At 62.5% G+C, this 17420-nt stretch carries 11 protein-coding genes and 1 pseudogene; 5 read left to right on the plus strand and 7 right to left on the minus strand.

All coding sequences use genetic code 11. From position 1 onward, the window contains the following. The 3 genes and pseudogenes from FN369_RS07205 to FN369_RS07215 all read right to left on the minus strand — a co-directional run. Window positions 1–286, minus strand: a pseudogene (locus FN369_RS07205) (dihydroorotate dehydrogenase-like protein); the annotation flags it as partial. An 11-nt stretch (window positions 287–297) separates the two neighbouring features. Next, window positions 298–3909 carry a pyruvate:ferredoxin (flavodoxin) oxidoreductase gene (nifJ, locus tag FN369_RS07210; protein WP_246189604.1) on the minus strand — a complete coding sequence of 1204 codons (3612 nt, stop codon included), beginning with the start codon at window positions 3907–3909 and terminating at the stop codon, window positions 298–300. Beyond that, entirely contained in the window at window positions 3906–5549 is a 1644-nt protein-coding gene (locus FN369_RS07215) for an NAD(P)-binding protein (RefSeq protein WP_142525503.1), read from the minus strand. Before FN369_RS07215 ends, nifJ begins: the two co-directional genes overlap by 4 nt. A 253-nt stretch (window positions 5550–5802) precedes the next feature. On the opposite strand from FN369_RS07215, the gene FN369_RS07220 reads away from it, so the two are divergent. Next, window positions 5803–8535, plus strand: a complete 2733-nt coding sequence (locus tag FN369_RS07220) for a TonB-dependent receptor (RefSeq protein ID WP_246189605.1) — start codon at window positions 5803–5805, stop codon at window positions 8533–8535. 98 nt (window positions 8536–8633) lie between these two features. Here FN369_RS07220 and FN369_RS07225 read toward each other — a convergent pair whose 3' ends face one another. Beyond that, complete coding sequence (locus FN369_RS07225) at window positions 8634–9404, minus strand: NYN domain-containing protein (protein WP_374728765.1); 771 nt, start codon at window positions 9402–9404, stop codon at window positions 8634–8636. Between the two features lie 322 nt (window positions 9405–9726). On the opposite strand from FN369_RS07225, the gene FN369_RS07230 reads away from it, so the two are divergent. Continuing rightward, window positions 9727–10251, plus strand: coding sequence for a nucleoside deaminase (locus tag FN369_RS07230; protein ID WP_142525504.1), 525 nt, complete (start codon window positions 9727–9729; stop codon window positions 10249–10251). Here the strand turns inward: FN369_RS07230 and FN369_RS07235 are convergent. Then, on the minus strand, window positions 10236–10439 hold the full coding sequence (locus FN369_RS07235) for a hypothetical protein (protein WP_142525505.1): 204 nt from the start codon (window positions 10437–10439) through the stop codon (window positions 10236–10238). The two genes, FN369_RS07230 and FN369_RS07235, sit on opposite strands and share 16 nt — an antisense overlap. 143 nt (window positions 10440–10582) lie before the next feature. After that, window positions 10583–11320: a bifunctional demethylmenaquinone methyltransferase/2-methoxy-6-polyprenyl-1,4-benzoquinol methylase UbiE gene (gene ubiE, locus FN369_RS07240; protein WP_342799718.1), complete on the minus strand. Its 738-nt coding sequence runs from the start codon at window positions 11318–11320 to the stop codon at window positions 10583–10585. An 85-nt stretch (window positions 11321–11405) separates the two neighbouring features. Here ubiE and FN369_RS07245 point away from each other — a divergent pair, with 85 nt between their 5' ends. Then, window positions 11406–12170: a CehA/McbA family metallohydrolase gene (locus FN369_RS07245; RefSeq protein ID WP_246189606.1), complete on the plus strand. Its 765-nt coding sequence runs from the start codon at window positions 11406–11408 to the stop codon at window positions 12168–12170. Beyond that, window positions 12167–13699, plus strand: coding sequence for a bifunctional phosphoribosylaminoimidazolecarboxamide formyltransferase/IMP cyclohydrolase (gene purH / locus FN369_RS07250; RefSeq protein WP_142525506.1), 1533 nt, complete (start codon window positions 12167–12169; stop codon window positions 13697–13699). The genes FN369_RS07245 and purH overlap by 4 nt, the downstream gene beginning before the upstream one ends. Window positions 13700–13748: 49 nt before the next feature. Here the strand turns inward: purH and FN369_RS07255 are convergent, their stop codons facing one another. After that, window positions 13749–14348 (minus strand): HNH endonuclease, encoded by a 600-nt coding sequence (locus tag FN369_RS07255; RefSeq protein WP_178087739.1) that lies wholly within the window; start codon window positions 14346–14348, stop codon window positions 13749–13751. A gap of 403 nt (window positions 14349–14751) precedes the next feature. Between FN369_RS07255 and FN369_RS07260 the strand changes: the two genes are divergently transcribed. Continuing rightward, window positions 14752–17420, plus strand: a 2669-nt coding sequence (locus FN369_RS07260) for an MMPL family transporter (protein WP_142525508.1), incomplete at its 3' end; no start/stop codon positions are given.

Here is a 17420-nt window from a genome sequence, read left to right on the forward strand (position 1 = left end):
CCTCGCGGATCAGCTCCAGGTAGCGATCGGGCCCGACCCGATAGGCGCTCCAATCGGGGAAATAGGTCAACGCCTCGGGGAAGCTTTCGACTCCCGCCGAAGTCAGCCGCTCCCAGCGCTCTTCCTCGGCTCGGATCTGCTCTTCGAAAATCGAAGGAAGCACCACCGCCCCAGCCTCCGCGTCTTCCAGACGGCGGATCGCACCGATTTCGCCGGTCAAGGGCGAAGCCGAGGCGATCAGCGGATTGCGGAGTGAAAGCCCCATGTAGGCGGTGGTGAGATCCATCGATCTGTCTCCTAAGCGGGGGGAGCCCCCGTTGCCGGCTCCGAGGCCCCCACGGGAAAGGGCGCCCTTCCTTCTCGGAAGCCCGCCAGTTGTTCGTAGATCCGATACTTTTCGAGCACAAGCGCTTGCGCTCGCTCGGCGAGCCGTTCGGCCTCGGCGGGTCGGCTCATCGCGAGCGCCCGGTAGCGCAACTCTTGGTAGGCGTACTGCCGGAACGGGATCGTCGGGCGGGGCGAGTCGAGGCGGAAGGGATTTTCGCCGACGGCCCGCATCGCGGGGTTGAAGCGAAGGAGCGGCCAATAGCCGCTGGCGACCGCCGAGTCCTGCTGGCGCAAGCCCCGCTCCATCTCGATTCCGTGGGCGATGCAGTGACAGTAGGCGAGGATCAGAGAGGGGCCGTCGTAGGCCTCGGCTTCCCGGAACGCGAGCAGCGTCTGCTGCGGGTTGGCCCCCATGGCAACCTGGGCCACATAGACGTTGCCGTAGGCGATCGCCTGTAAAACCAAGTCCTTCCGCGGCACCCGCTTTCCCCCGGCGGCGAACTTGGCGACCGCTCCGAGCGGCGTCGCCTTCGAGGCCTGCCCTCCGGTATTGGAGTAGACCTCGGTGTCGAGAACGAGGACGTTGACGTTGCGGCCCGAAGCGAGCACATGGTCGAGCCCGCCGAAGCCGATGTCGTAGGCCCAACCGTCCCCACCGACGAGCCAGATCGAACGCCGGACCAGATGGTCGAGCACCGACAGAAGCTCGCGAGCCGTCCGACTCGTTTCGACCAAGGGAGCGAGCTTGCCGCGGAGGGCTTCCAGACGCAGCCGCTGGGCGCGGATCTCCGATTCCCGGCTCTGCGGCGCCGAGAGGATCTCCCGGACGAGCTCCTCGCCGACCGACGGCGCCAGGCTCTGGAGGAGCTCCTCCGCCCGCGCCCGGAGCTGGTCGGCGGCGAGTCGGAAACCGAAGCCGAACTCGGCATTGTCCTCGAAGAGCGAGTTGGACCAGGCGGGCCCTCGCCCCTCGCCGTTCTTGGCCCAAGGGGTCACCGGGAGGTTTCCTCCGTAGATCGAGGAGCAACCGGTGGCGTTGGCGATCATCAGCCGGTCGCCGAAGAGCTGCGAGAGCAGCTTAAGGTAAGGAGTCTCCCCGCAACCGGCGCAGGCTCCGGAAAATTCAAAGAGCGGCTCAAGGAACTGGACACCCCGAACGTTGGCGAAATCGACTTGGGAACGATCGTTGACCGGCAGGCGCTCGAAGAAGGAAATGTTGGCGCGCGCTCCTTCCAGAACGGGCTCCTTCGCTTCCATATGGATCGCCTTGAGGCCGGGCTTCACGGCGCTGTAGGCGGGACAGACGTCGACGCAAAGCCCGCAGCCGGTGCAGTCCTCCATGAAGACTTGCAGGGTAAAACGGACTCCGGGATAGCCGCGAAGATTGATCGGGGCCGAAAGAAAGGAGGAGGGGCAGCCGTCAAGCCGGGCCTCGTCGAAATATTTGGCCCGAATCACGCTATGGGGGCAGACGAACCCGCACTGGCCGCACTGGACGCAGATCTCCGGTTCCCAGATGGGAACGAAGTCGGCGATGTTCCGCTTCTCCAAGGCGGCGGTGCCCGAAGGGTAGGTTCCGTCGACCGGGAAGAGCCCTACCGGAATCTCTTCCCCCCGCCCTTCGAGCATCGGGCCGGTCACGCGGCGGAGGAAGTCGGGGGCATCCGCGGGAACCGCCGGGCGCCGGTCGAAGACGCTCGTCACGGGTCGGGGAAGCTCGACCTCATGGAGATTCGAAAGGGCACGGTCGACGGCTTGGAGGTTCTCCGCCACGACCTTTTCCCCCTTTCCTCCATACGCCTTCCGGATCGATCGACGAACCTGCTCCACCGCTTCCTCCCGAGGCAGGATGCCGGCGATCGCGAAAAAGGCGGTCTGGAGGACCGTGTTGGTCCGTCCTTTGAGCCTCGCCTCCCGGGCGATGCGGGACGCATCGATCACGAAGAAGCGCAACTTCTTCTCCACCACCTGCCGCTGTACGGACCGCGGGAGATGGTCCCAGACCGCTTCCGGCCCGTAAGGGCTGTTGAGGAGAAAGGTGGATCCGGGAGCTGCGAAGCGGAGGACGTCGACCCGTTCCAGGAAGGGAAACCAGTGGCAAGCGATCACGTTGGCAGAGGAGACCAAGTAAGGCGAGCGGATCGGATTCGGGCCGAACCGGAGATGGGAAACGGTCAGCGCTCCCGATTTGTGGGAATCGTAGACGAAGTATCCTTGTGCATGGAGGTCCGCCTCCTCCGCAATGATCTGGATCGAGTGCTTGTTGGCCCCGACCGTTCCGTCGCCGCCCAGGCCGTAGAAGAGTGCGCGCACGACCGATTCGGGCTCAATCGTAAAGGAGGGGTCGACCTCGAGACTCGAGAGGGAAACATCATCGCTGATGCCGACGGTGAACCGGCTCTTGGGATCGGGCTTTCCCAGCTCGTCGAAGGCCGCCTTCGCCATCGCCGGGGTGAAGTCCTTGGAGGAGAGACCGTAGCGTCCTCCAATGACCCGTGGGAGATGGGACAGCTTCCCTTCGGAGCAAGCCTCGGCGAGGCTCGCCACCACATCGAGGAAGAGGGGCTCGCCCGGGGCACCCGGCTCCTTGGTCCGCTCGAGCACCGCGATGGCGCGGCAGCTCGGAGGAAGAGCGGCCAAAAAGCTCTCGGTCGAAAAGGGGCGGAAGAGGCGTACTTGGACGACTCCCACCTTCTCCCCCGCCCGGCGGAGGACCGCCGCCGTCTCCCGAGCGGTCTCGGCGCCGGAGCCCATGAGGACCAGAACCCGCTCGGCATCTTCCGGTCCTTCGTATTCGAAGAGGCGATAGCGGCGGCCGGTTTGCTCGGCGAACCGCTCGAAGACCGACTGGAGGATCCGAGGGAGAGCGGCGTAAAAGGGATTGGCCGCTTCCCGGGCTTGGAAGAAGGTGTCCGGGTTGTGGGCGGTACCCCGGATGAAGGGGTTCTCGGGATTGAGCGCCCTGCCGCGATGAGCCCAAACCAGCTCATCGGGGAGGAGCGATCGGAGCTCGTCGTCGGTGAGCGGCAGAAGGGTGTTCACTTCGTGGGAGGTCCGAAAGCCGTCAAAGAAATGGAGAAAGGGCACGCGGGATTCGAGAGTCGCCGCTTGCGCGATCAAGGCGCAGTCGTGGGCTTCCTGGACGCTGCCCGAACAGAGGAGCGCAAAGCCCGTAGTCCGAACGGCCATCACATCGGAGTGGTCGCCGAAGATCGAGAGGGCGTGGGTCGCGACCGCCCGAGCCGCGACATGGAAGACCGTCGGCGTCAGCTCTCCCGCGATCTTGAACATATTCGGAATCATGAGAAGGAGTCCTTGGGAAGCGGTGAAGGTGGTGGTTAACGCCCCGCCTTGCAGTGCCCCGTGGACCGCGCCCGCCGCCCCCCCTTCGCTCTGCATCTCCTGGATCACGGGGATACTCCCCCAGAGGTTCTTGCGCCCTTGCGCGGCCCACTGATCGGCTAACTCCGCCATGGTCGAGGAAGGCGTGATCGGGTAGATCGCGCAAACCTCGTTTGTCCGGTAGGCAACGTCGGCGGCGGCCGTGTTGCCGTCCATCACCCGGTAGGCCGCAGAGCTCATCCCTCGCCTCCCACCGGCTCGGGAATCATCTCGATCGCATGGCAGGGACACTGCTCGAAGCAGACGGCACAGCCGGTACACCGATCGTAGAGGAAGCGATAGCGCCTCCCGGGCCCGAGCTTGAGGATCGCATCCTCCGGACAGGCGGCGTAGCAGTTGTCGCACTCGAAACAGATCCCGCAGGAGAAGCAGCGTTGGGCCTCGCGGCGCGCCTCGCCTTCGGAAAGCCCGGCGACCACCTCGGCGAAATCGCTCGTCCGCGCGGAGGGCGGCAGCTCGGGCTGCCGACCGGGAGCCACGTCCCGGTAGACGGGCAGATGGAGCATCGAAAAAGAGACGACAGGAGGACGGGGCGGCTCTCGGTAGACACCCCCGCGGAGCCAGCCGTCGATCGATCTCGCGGCCGCTTTCCCTTGTCCGACGGCGACGGTCACCGTCTGCTCCCCGGGAACCGCGTCTCCCCCGGCAAAGATCCCGGGATGGCCGGTCATCCGATTCTCATCGACGATCACCGTCCCATCCTTCCCGAAGGCGATTCCGGGAACGCGCCGGAGGAAGCGGCTGTCGGTCTCCTGACCGATCGCCAGCACCACCGCGTCCGCCCGAAGGGTCTCGAACTGACCGGTCGGCCGCGGCCGACCGCTCGAGTCGAGCTCCATCCGTTCGACCGTCAGCTCTTCTCCCGAGATCCCCTTGATCGTGGAGAGCCATCGGATCCGGATCCCCTCGGAGAGAGCCTCCTCGGCCTCGAAAGCGCGGGCGGGCATATGGGCGCGATCCCGGCGGTAGACGATCAGTGCCTCTTCGGCACCCAGCCGCTTGGCCGTCCTCGCCGCATCCATGGCGACGTTGCCCCCGCCATAAATGACCACGCGGCGCCCGAGCAGGGGACGCTCTCCTCCGGCTACCCCGCGGAGGAGGGAAACCGCATCGAGCACCCGCACGGCGTCGCGCGCCGGAATGTCGACATGCTTTCCGACCTGGGCGCCGATCGCGACCAGGACCGCATCGAAGGAGCCCGTCTCCTTCTCGGCGAGAAGATCCTCGACTTTGTGATCGAAGATGAAGCGAACCCCCATCGCCTCGATCCGCTCGACTTCCTTCCGGAGGACCTCTCGGGGAAGCCGGTAGGCGGGAATCCCGAAATGCATCATCCCACCGGCCACCGGTCCGGCCTCGTGAACCTCCACGAAGTGGCCGAGCCGGGAGAGATGGTAGGCCGCCGAAAGGCCGCAGGGGCCCGCCCCGACAATCAACACCCGCTTGCCGGTCGAGGGAACCGCCGGAGGGAAAGGCCACCCTTCCCTCGTGGCCAAGTCTCCCAGGAAGCGCTCGATCGCATGAATGGAGACCGGCTCGTCGTACTCGCCCCGATTGCAATGGCTCTCGCAGGGATGGTAGCAGACTCGCCCATGGACGGCGGGAAGAGGATTCTCCCGGACGAGAAGCTCCCAGGCCTGGCGGTATTGCCCGGCTTGGGCGAAGGCGAGCCAGCCTTGGATATCCTCCCCTGCCGGACAGGCGGCTCGACAGGGAGGCAAGAGATCGACGTAGAGCGGGCGGCGCGTCCGTAGGGGGCCCGTGCCCTTTTCCCGAGTCAGATCGACGACCGGCGTCATGTCGCCGTGCTTAGGCATCATGGCCACCCCTCTTCTCGCGCGGAGCCCCGCTCCCCCTCCCGGGCGGGAGGCGGATGCGCCCGAGCGTCGGACCATGATCACGCCTCCACCCCCCCTGCCGTCAAGCCCGGTTCGAGAAGGACTCCCCTTCCCGCCTCCTTCCCATTCGGGAGAGACCGGACGGGGCGTATCGCCCACGATTTCCCGAGGGGAAAAGCTCCTTGAACGGCACAACGATTGCTTTATGTATCTTTAACATTACTTACCGATCGCTATGAGTGACACCGTATCCTTTTCGTTCGCCGATCGGGCGTTGTTCGTCCATCTTCCCCGCCGTTTTGACCGAATCCCATCCCCTCTCTGTGCGATCCTGGGCGCGATTCTCTTTTTCGGACCTTTCTTCACCACGGAAACGCTGAGGGCCTCCAGTTCGCAGGCCATCGGGCAAGATGGGGGTCCGGGATCGCCGGCCACGGCGGGCGGCAGCGAGGAAGGGGGGGCGGGAGAGGACGGCCCCCACCCTCCGAAAACGGACCCCCAATCCACACCGGTGACTCTCCCGGCCGTCCAAGTAAGCGCGACCTCCGAGTGGACCTCGCCGGAACTCACCTCCGGGGAGCCGAATGCCCCGATCCTTCCCACCAGCGCGCCGGTCATCTCCACCTACGGTTTCCCAACCGATGTGATGGATACCCCTCGCCAAATCACCCCGGTCAACCAGACCCTCTTGAAGGCCGCAGGCACCCTCTATCAAGGTTACATCGACCCGATCTCCCTCTCCTCGATCCTTCCGACCGCCTATACGCAACTCAACGGCGGGGTCAACGACTCGATCACCATCCGAGGCCGACAGGCCCTCCCCTACATCAATGGCATTGAGGTCACCCTTCAGAATAACGCCCAGGCGATGGTGCCGTGGAGCTGGAACATGGTCGAGTCGATGGACATCCAGGAAGGTCCGGCCAATGCGGTTTTCGGAGCCACCCAGGCTTCCACCGGAAGCGTCAACTACATCACCAAGCAACCCTACTTCGACAAGTTTCGCGGCCGCGTCTGGGATACCACCGGGATGTACCAGCAAGAGCTCTGGGGCGCCGATGCCGGCGGGCCGATCAATGACAAGCTCGCCTGGCGGTTCTCCTACATGGGACAAGATCAGGGGAGCTATTACCAGTACATGTACAACCGGCAGCAAAACTTCTATTTCGCGCTCGGGGCCAAGCCCTACGAGAATTATACCCTCGACCTCTACGCCGATTACGGCATGTACGACTTCTATCCCCAGTTCGCCGACATGATGAACCGCCCGACCAATGCGCTCATCCGCAACGGTCTCTACAGCACCGGGACGGTCCCCGGCTTCCCGACCGCCGTCGCCCAAGGAGGCCCCTATACCGGCTCTCCCCAAAACCCAGCCTACTCGACCTACGCCGGACCGCTCGTCGGCATCAACCGCCGGGCGACGCTCTGGTCTCCCTACGGAAGCGGAGAGGGGAATACGGGGCTGGCGCAGCTCATCCAGCGCGTCACCGTCAGCGACAACCTTTCGGTCGTCAACAACACCATGTTCTGGTACTCCGCCGCCACCTACCTAGAGCCGCAGGTCTATATGGCCCAGTATGCCCCCGGCGACTACGAAATCGACAATCGCACCGAAGTCCGCTGGACCTACGATCCGCTCGCCGACCGGCCCGATCGAGCCGAAACACGGGAAGAGCGGGGCTTAGACTCCGTCTTCGGACGCCTCCTCCTCCATAGCACGGTCGACACCGGGGTCGAATGGCATTACCAGTATAACGACGACTATATGGGCCAGGCCGTCATGAGCTACAGCAACGCCTGGAGCCTGGCGAACCCAATGGCTCCGGGACTCACCAACCCCGCTCTTTTCTATGTTCCCGCGACCTCTCAGTTTCGCAGTTACATCAACAACCCGCATGGCCCAAACGGAGGGGAGTGGCATATCCCGGGCGCTCCGAACAACTACTACTACGAGCCATTGAACGGGGCGGGAGGCACCACCTATGGCGATTACTGGGCGATCGCCCCCTTCTACCAGCACAACCTCGACATCACCGAGAAATTCAGCGTCAACTTCGGCGCCCGAGCGACCGCCTATTTTTGGAACTATTCGACACCTCCCGGACCGGCCGGAATGCCCCAGATTCCAAATCTGACCTACGCCAGCGTCGACCAGGCCTCGATCAATCCCTTGATCGAGGTCAGCCCGATCTACAAGCCCTTCCCGTGGCTGACCACCTACTTCACCTACAACTGGGCCTACGTCACCAATGCGGCCGCGTTTGGGGGAGCAGCCCCCACGTTCGACGCCGCCTCCTTCCGGTTGCTGAATCAGCTGATCGAAGGAGGAATCAAGTTCAACTTATGGAACGAGAAGCTCTTCGTCACGGCGGCTGGATTCAGCCAAAATCAAGCTCTGAACAATCTCGGAGTCCCGGCGACGCTCGCGCAAATCAATGGCTACGAGATCAATATCGCCTGCCAACCGGACCGCCACTGGTGGGCGAGGCTCGGCTACATCTTCATGCATGGCATCGAGAACTGGAGTGCCCTTCCTCACGGCCCCAGCATGGTTCAGAACTATTCCACCAGCATGGCCCTCCAACAAGCGTTGGCCTTGGACACCAGCTCGGTCTTCCCCTCCGGGATTTACAATATGATCGGGTTCCCGGATCAATATGCGAGCGGGACGATCACGTATACCTCAGATTCCGGACTTGGCGTCACCTTCCAGGGCATCGCCATGAGCCGCCAGTACCTCGACTACTTCTACAATACGTTCATTCCCAGCCAGTATCTCTTCAATGTGCAGATCTTCTACACGCAGCCGCGCTGGGAGGCGCGATTCTACATCTACAACCTGTCGAATCAGAATTACTGGCTCCCCTTTGGGGTAGGCTCCTCCGGGTCGCGCACCTTCGACGAAACCTCCATCGTTGCGGGATGGCCTTTCTGGGTAGAAGGGACGGTCATCTGGAAGTTTTAGAGTCGATCTCGGCGGAAAGCCGATGCAAGGAAAAAGTGGCTCCCAAACCCGCGGAACCCTGCCGGCTTCCCTTTTTCGGAGAGCGGAGCGCTCCTCGATCAATGCTCTTCGACGGGATAGACGAGATAGCCTCCCGACTTTTCCTCGGGCTCCAGCTTCAGCAATCCTCTTTTCTGGGCTTCCAGGAGAAGATCGTTAAAGGACCGGAAGGAATAGGCCCGCTCGTTGAAGCCCGGATTGCGCCGCTTGAGGGCCTGCTTGATCATCGAGCCCCAGATCCGCTCATCCTCGCCTCGCTCCTGAGCCAGAGCTTCCAACGTCTCGACGACCATCTGGAGAGCCTTGTCCGCCGATGGTTTGGGTGCCTTTCCTTTGGGCTTCTTTTCCTGGTGCCCCGAGAGCGCGTGGGCCTCCTTGGAGTTGCGGACAAGATCGTCGTAATAGAGAAACTCATCACAATTGTTGAGGAAGAGGTCCGAAGTGGAGTTCTTCACGCCCACTCCGATGACGGTCTTCGCGTTCTCCCGCAACTTGCTGACCAGAGGAGAAAAATCAGAATCTCCGCTGATGATCACAAATGTGTCGACATGACCCTTGGTGTAACAGAGGTCGAGCGCGTCCACCACCATTCGGATGTCGGCCGAATTCTTTCCCGATTGACTCACGTGCGGGATCTCGATCAATTCGAAGGCCGCCTCGTGGAGGCCCCGCTTGAACTCCTTGTAGCGCTCGAAGTCGCAATAGGCCTTTTTGACGACGATATGCCCTTTGAGCAGGAGCCGCTCAAGCACCTTCTGGATGTCGAATTTGGGATAGTCCGCCTCCCGGGCGCCGAGCGCGATGTTCTCCAGATCGAGAAAGACGGCCATCGTTGCTTCCGGAGCGTTCATCGGTGGATATCGGCGATCGGAAAGGCCTCCTCCCGCTTCCCGTTGGATGCCGGCCATCGTAACGGAATCTTCTCTCTTCTCCAACTCGTTGTCCAGTCGCGCCTTTCGCAGTCGGAGCAGGGTCCTGGACGCGGGCGCCAGAAAAGCCGAAATCGAGAGGCGAGGAAGACACGCGCGCTGGTCACAACCAAGTCGCCCCGAGGCATGCGGCGTGATCGGCATTGGCCGATCGGTGTCTCGACAATCGGGCAGATCGGGCCGTTAATCTTGGAAGATCTCCGACTCCGAGGGACGAGAGCCTGTGGCAGAACGATCTTCGCGCAGAGAGCCGACCGAGCCCGACGCATTCGATAACCGCTTTCTCGAAGAAGCGGTCCGAATCGCCCGGGAGAATGTGCTCCGGAACGAAGGAGGCCCTTTCGGAGCGGTGGTCATCCATCGCGGAGAAATCGTCGGCCGAGGAGCGAACCGCGTGACGGCTCGACCCGATCCGACGGCCCACGCGGAAATCGAGGCGATCCGCGACGCGGCCTTCCGCCTGGGAACCTTCGACCTGGGGGAATGCATCCTCTACTCGAGCTGCGAACCCTGCCCCCTCTGCCTGGCCGCGCTCTACCTTGCCCGCATCCGCCGGGCCTTCTACGGGTCGTCGGCGGAGGAGGCTGCGGCGGCCGGCTTCCTGGACATTTTTCTGCGGGAGGAGCTCTCCCTCCCTCCCGAACGACGGAAGCTTTCCCTCCGCCGAGTCGAGTCAGCCGCCTGCCGGGAGCCGTTCCGGCTCTGGAGCCTTTCCACAAACAAAGTCCCCTATCAATCCACTTTCTGAGGCTGCGCCACGAAAGCGCCCAGGTGAGCGAGCAGCTGGAGCGCCGAAGCGCTCAGGATCCATTTCCTCCCAGGTGCGAGGCGATCCACATCCCCGAGCGCGCGGATTCCCGGACGCTCGATCCGAGCTTTCGTCCAGGCAAAGGCGGCTTCTTTTTCCCCATCGATCCGGGGAAGAATCTCCTCCAAAGAGGTCCCATTCTTCCGCCGACCCAAACCATCCCCCGATTGGGATTCGACGACCTTCCATGGCTTCTCCGGAAAAGCCTCCGGGCGTCGGCAGAAGGCCGCCCTCCCCAGGCCACAACCGAGGCGAAAAGAAAGCGTTCCGCTCAGAATGGTTTCTCTCCCTCATGCAAAGCGACCACCCCGCCGGTGAGCCTCTGGAATCGGACCGAGCGGAAGCCGGCACGCTCCATCTCCTGTGCGAGCTCCTTCGCCTGCGGGAAGGCGGCAATCGAGGAGGCAAGATATTGGTAGGCTTCGCGAGGAGCGCCACAGAGCCGGGCGATTTCGGGAAGAAGATCCTCCAAGTAGAAGAAATAAGCGGGAGCGAGCCAACTCCACGGACGAGAAAACTCGAGAATGAACGCCGTCCCCCCGGGGCGGAGGACGCGCTGCATCTCGGCAAAGCCCCGGGCGCGATCCGCAAAGTTGCGCAGCCCGAAGGCGACCGTAACGACATCAAAGCTCCCCTCCTGGAAGGGAAGAGCCAGGGCATCGGCCTGGAGGAGGCGGCACAATCCTTTCATCCGCGCCATGGCGAGCATCGAAGGGGAGACGTCGATTCCCCAGGCTTCCTCCAGGCTCGGCAGCCGCCGCTCGAGCAACCGGAGAAGGTCTCCGCTTCCGGTGGCCAGATCGAGCAGCCGCTTGGGTCGGCGTCGGACGACGGCGGCGGCGACCCGTTTTCTCCACCACCGGTCGATCCCGCAGCTCAGGAGATGGTTGAGAAAGTCGTACCGGGGGGCCACCGAGTTGAAGAGCTCTCCCATGGCACCGGCTGCTTTCGGGCCGCTCTGCTCGAGGGGCGAGCTCGACTGCGGCGAAGCGGGAAGAGAAGAGGGCATGGAGGGGTCTTTCGTGACCGGAAGGGTATGCTGACGCAGCGGCCCTCCAAGCGCAAGCGAAGAGAGGCGCGCTGGGAGGCGGATCGTGAAAGACGTTGGAGTTTGCTTTCCGGGCTGTGCTATGGTGGATCCGGCTATGCAACTCCGGGCGGATCTTCATTGCCATTCCTATTTCTCGGCCGATGGCGTTTCCCCGCCCGAGGAGTTGATCCGCGCCGCCCGGCGGAAGGGCTTGAACGTCCTCGCGTTGACCGATCACAACAGCTGTGCCGGCATCGAATACTTGGAGTCCAAGGGGCTGCTCCGCGCCGACGGAGCACCGGTCGATGGCTTTCTCGTAATCCCGGCGCAGGAGATCAGCACCAGGGAAGGTCACCTTTTGGCGCTGGGATTGCGCTTGCCGGATCTCCACGGCATTTCGGCGGCCGAAGCCGTCTCGCTGATCCGCAGTCAAGGAGGACTGTCGATTGCTCCCCATCCCTTCGATTATTTTCGGGCCGGCATCCGAAGTCGCACCCTCGATACTTTGCCCATCGATGCGATCGAGGTCTTTAACGCGGCTGCCACCTTACGCCGCAGCAACCGGCAGGCCCTCCGCTACGCCAAGGAACGGGGACTCCCGATGGTGGCGGCCAGCGACGCCCACGAAGCTGATGCGATCGGGACCGCTTACGTGATCGTAGATGCGGAGGAGTTCTCGGTGGCCGGAGTATTGGCCGCGATTCGAAAAGGACTTGTAAAGCGGGAAGAACATTACATCAAGGCGCAAGCGGCTTTTCGCAAGACGTGGAACAACGTCTTCCGCTTTCGTCACCATCGAGTATCGGCATCGTCCACCAAAACGGAATGAGCACCGCCCTAATCTCCGTATCGGACAAAACCGGAATCGTCCCTTTCGCGCGGTCGATCGCGGAAGCGGGAATCACGATCCTCTCTACCGGAGGGACCGCCCAAGTGCTTCGGAACGCCCATATCGCGGTTCAAGAGCTCGAGGCCGTCACGGGATTTCCCGAAATCCTCGGCGGCCGAGTCAAGACGCTCCACCCCAAGATCTTCGGGGGCATCCTGCAGCTGCGGGGCAATGAGGAGCACGAGCGACAAAAGCGGGCCTTCGGCCTACCCGAGATTCGGTTCGTGGTGGTCAACCTCTACCCCTTCTCGAAAACGATTCGGAAGCCCGACCTCTCGCTGGAAGAGGCGATCGAGCAGATCGACATCGGAGGCAGCGCCCTCGCGCGGGGCGCTGCCAAGAATTACCGGCATGTTACGGTCGTGGTCGATCCTCAAGATTATGAGGAGGTCGTCCGGGAGCTTGCTCGGGCGGGCGAGACAAGCTTGGCTCTGCGTCAGAGGCTCGCGGTAAAAGCCTTCGGCCATGTCTCGGCCTATGACGCGATCATTGCCGGCTACTTACAAGAGCGCTTCGGGGTCGCCGAACTTCCTTCCGCCTGGAGCCTCCCGCTCGTCAACGGCCAAAAGCTTCGATACGGCGAAAACCCCCACCAGCAGGGAATCCTCTACGGGGAATTCTGGTGCCACTTCCAGCAGCTTCATGGGAAGGAACTCTCCTACAACAACCTTCTCGACATCGACAGCGGCGTCGGCCTTCTCGGCGATTTCCCTGATCGGCCGACCGTAGCCATTCTCAAGCACAACACTCCCTGCGGCATCGGCTCGGCCGATGCCCTCCGGGAAGCATGGGAAAAGGCTCTGGCGACCGATCGCGAGGCCCCCTTCGGAGGAGTGGTTGCAGTGAATCGGCCGGTCGATCTCCCCTTCGCCGAAACGCTCTCGGCAATTTTCACCGAGGTCGTGGTCGCACCGGCGTTCGATTCCGAGGCGCTTACGCTTTTGCAGAGGAAAAAGAATCTGCGGCTCCTGACGGCCGACTTCTCGCAAATCCCCCGAAACCGCTTTTCCTTTCGATCGGTCCTCGGGGATTCGATCCTCGCGCAGGATCCCGACAGCGCACCGCTCTCCGGGGAAAAGCGACAGGTAGCCAGCCGGCGATCTCCGACGGAGGAGGAGTGGGGTGCGATGGAGTTTGCTTGGCGGGTCTGCAAGCACGTCCGGTCGAATGCGATCGTTTTCGGGACGACGGACCGCACCCTCGGAATCGGAGCCGGTCAGATGTCCCGGGTGGACGCCGTGCGCGTAGCGATCGCCAAGGCGAGCCACGCGGGTCTCTCCCTGAAGGGGAGTGCGGTGGCTTCGGATGCCTACTTTCCCTTCCCGGATTCGATTCTCTGCGCCGCCGACGCCGGGGCGACGGCGGTGATCCAGCCGGGAGGAAGCATCCGGGACCCAGAAGTGATCGCCGCCGCGGACGAACGGGGCCTCGCCCTCGTCTTTACGGGTCGACGCCATTTCCGGCACTGAAGGCCTGAGTAGGTCTGACGGAATGGCACCGCTTTCCGGTGGTCCCGGCTCAGCTCAGCTCGACCTTCCAGGAGTCCACGTCGATAAAGCGTCGCCAGGCCTCCGGGACGCCGCCCGATTCCGAAGCGACGAGCGGCCGCCATCGAGGGCGGCGGGGTTTCCGCAGAAGTTTCATCCCGGCCTCGAGCGGCGTTCGATTGCCCTTCCGGCTGTTGCACCAGATACAGGAACAGACGATGTTTTCCCAGACCGTCTTGCCCCCCCGCTCCCGAGGAACGACATGATCGAGGTTCAAGAAACGATTTTCAAAGCGGTGGCCGCAATACTGGCAGGTATGATTGTCTCGCTCGAAGACGTTATGGCGGGTGAACTTCACTTCCTTACTCGGAAGCCTTTCAAAGAGGACAAGCAGGATCACCCGCGGGATCCGGATCCGCGCAGAGACCGTATGGACGATATCGGATCCCTCGTAATGGCGGGAATGTTCGGCCCATCGCGCGAAGTCGAGAGCGTAGAAGTCGCTCTCCTCGGCATGAACCACATGAGCATGTCCTTGGTAGAGAAGACCGAATGCACGACGGGCAGAACAGAGATTTACCGCCTGCCAAAGACGGTTGAGAACGAGTACGGAACTCTCAAGAGCCGTCATCAACCTACCGGTTCTCTTCGATATCGTTTCCGGCAGGATCTGTCAAGTCCAAGCCGTGAAGCGTTTCGCTCTTGCCTGGAGGGTTGCCATCTGAAAAAGTAAGAAAATCATGTCACCGAAGGCGCAACGGCGGGAAGCGCTGGTTCTCCCGTTCTCGGTTGTTCCCATCTCGGCGGACGAGAGTCGGCACTGCTTCGGAGCTCGAGGTCGAGTGCCCGTTCGCTTCCGAGGAGCCGGCTTACCGATCCGGTTCGCCAAAGAGAGCCGTTCTTCTTGATTGAATCGCGAAACGACGGCTACATCGGGAAAGCGAGCCGGTGACGGCTCATCGCTTGAGGAGGCGATCGATCTTGGAATTTCGTTCCTGGGAGCACCTTCCTAGAGAGGGTGCCGTTCGAAGCAGATGAAGAAGTTCGTCGAGTGGCTGTTGGTCCGCCAGGTGCGGCTCGCCGTGCGGTGGCCCGTCCCGGTGCTCGCGGCCGCCGCCGTCCTCACCGGCTTCTCCGTCTGGGTAGTGGCCACCCAACTCCGGGTCATCAACGACACCAATGCCCTGATCCGCTCGGATTCTCCAATCCACCGCAACTATCTTGCCTATCGACGGGAATTCCGTGTCGCCGAAGAGTACCTGGTCACGATCCGTTCCCCCGACCCGGAGATCAACAAACAGGCCGCCAAGGCGTTGGGAGAGCGATTAAAAGAGATCGAGCCTCTCGTCCAGGACGTCACCTACCGCTTCGATTTCTCCGGATTGGAAAGGAGGGCTCTGCTTTTCCTGGAGCTCGACGAGCTCTCCAAGATCGAGACCGAGGTCGACGGGTACGTAAAAGCGCTCGCGGCCCAGCCGAAGATGAAGCTCAACATCGCCTCGGTGCTCGGCCAGGCCAACGAGAAGTTCCAACCCAGCTATCTCCGGAAAAAGGAAAACTGGAACGAGTTCAAGCCATTCATCGACCGGTTCGTCGGCATGCTCAACGACATGGCCGACGCGGTAGCGGAAACTCCCTCTCCGCAGGCCGCCCCGCCTCCCACAAAAGGGAGTGAGCGGGCGACGAACGTTCCCGATACCGATCTGGCCCGCCTCCGCGCCGCGGATATCCAGAAGTTGATCGCCGACCACGAGTATATCTCCTATGAGGACGGCCACCTCTTCCTCGTTACGGCGTCTCCCGGGCCGAACGCCGTCGACGGCCCAGCCCGGACGGAGACCATTCGCAAGATCCGCGAGATCATCAAATATCTGGGTGCCGAATATCCAGAAGTCTCTTTCGGGCTGACCGGAGAGCCGGTTCTCGAGGACGATCAACTCGAGCAGAGCTCCACGGACAGCCTTCATGCCGCGGAGCTGGCCTTCGGATTGGTCGCCCTCCTCTTTCTCCTGAGCTATCGGGAGCTTCGCCGGCCGGGACTCGCCCTCTTGGTCCTCCTCATGGCTCTCTTTTGGTCGGTTGCCTTCGGCCTGCTCGTCATCGGCCATCTCAACATCATCTCCCAAGCGTTCGTGGCGATGGTGCTCGGCATGGGCATCGACTTCAGCATTCAGATCATGGGTCGATACGAGGAAGAACTTGCCCACGGCCGTTCGATCCGGGAGGCGCTCGAGGCGACCGTTGCCCACACGGGGGTCGCGGTCGTTACCGGCGGCAGCACGACGGCCGTAGCCTTCTTCACCATGTGCTTCAACGACTTCGTCGGACTACGGGAATTCGGAATCATTGCGGGTTCGGGCATTCTCTTTTGTCTGATAGGAAGCCTCCTGGTACTTCCCGCCGCCTATGCGTGGATCGACGGAAAAAAGGATCCCGCTCACCTTCAGGAGTCCGCTCTACGGTCGAACTGGTCTTCCCCGCCATGGCTCAATCGGGCTCTCTTTCTCGCTCCCCGCACCACCCTGGCCTGTGCCGCCTTGGCAGCCTGCGGTGCTGCCTGGCTAGCACCTCGTGTCGGCTTCGACTACAACCTCTTGAACCTTCAGGATCCGAAGCTCGAATGCGTCCAGGAGGAAGAGGCGCTGGTCAACTCTCCCGCCCGGGCTTTTCTCTTCGGTCTTTCGATCGCCGATAACCCGGAGGAGGCCGCCAGGCGCATCGCCGCCTTCGAGGCTCTCCCTTCGGTCAGCGAAGTCCACTCCCTCTCCTCGGTGCTTCCGGAAAAGCAGGAGGAGAAGCGCGCCGTGGTTCGCCGCATCGTCCAACGAGTCCAGTCGATTCCGATCGATCGGGAGCTTCCTCCGATCGACGGCCAGAAAGTTCGAACCTCCGTCCAAGAGCTGTTAGCCAAGTCGCGGGAAGGCCTGGCGGCGGCCAAGCGGTACGTGGCCCTGGCCCAACAGGCTCGGGACGCCGTCGAAGTCTTCGCCAAGCTGATCCCCGCCCTCGAGCATCTCGACAATGCGATGGCGAACCTCTCGTCCGAAGAGCTCAACTCCCGACTGCGCCGAGCAAATCAGCGGGTCTTCGGTTCGATGCAGATCGGCCTTTCCTGGTTGCGCTCCCAGGATACCAGCCGCGGCGTAACCGTGGCGGATCTGCCCCCGGAGATCGCCCATCGCTTCCTCTCCCCCCACGGAAAGATCCTGATCGAAGTCCTCCCCAAGGAAAATGTCTGGAATCGGGAAGCCGATGTCCGCTTCGTGCGCGATCTGCGAAAGGTGGATCCAAACGTGACGGGAACCCCCGTCCAGAACTACGAGTACATAGAGCTGCTCCGATCGAGCTATGTGCAGGCGGCTCAGTGGGCGTTCCTGGCCATCGTTATCCTCATCGCTCTTCGATTCCAGCATGTGGGGTACAGCCTCTTGGCGATCCTGCCGCTTGGTCTGGCCGTCCTCTGGACCCTCGGCACGATGGTTCTCTTCCACATCCCGTTTAATCCTGCCAACATCATTACGCTTCCACTGGCGATCGGGGCCGGAGTCGCCTACGGCATTTACACCGTCGACCGCTTCTGCGAAAGCGGACGAGCCGAGCTCTTCTCCAGCAGCACCGGAAAGGCGATCCTGCTCTCCGGATTGACCGCGGTGATCGGCTTCGGATCGCTCATGATCAGCTCCTACCGAGGCCTTTTCGGCCT

This window comes from Methylacidimicrobium cyclopophantes (assembly GCF_902143385.2).
GTDB classification, from domain to species: Bacteria; Verrucomicrobiota; Verrucomicrobiia; order Methylacidiphilales; family Methylacidiphilaceae; genus Methylacidimicrobium; species Methylacidimicrobium cyclopophantes.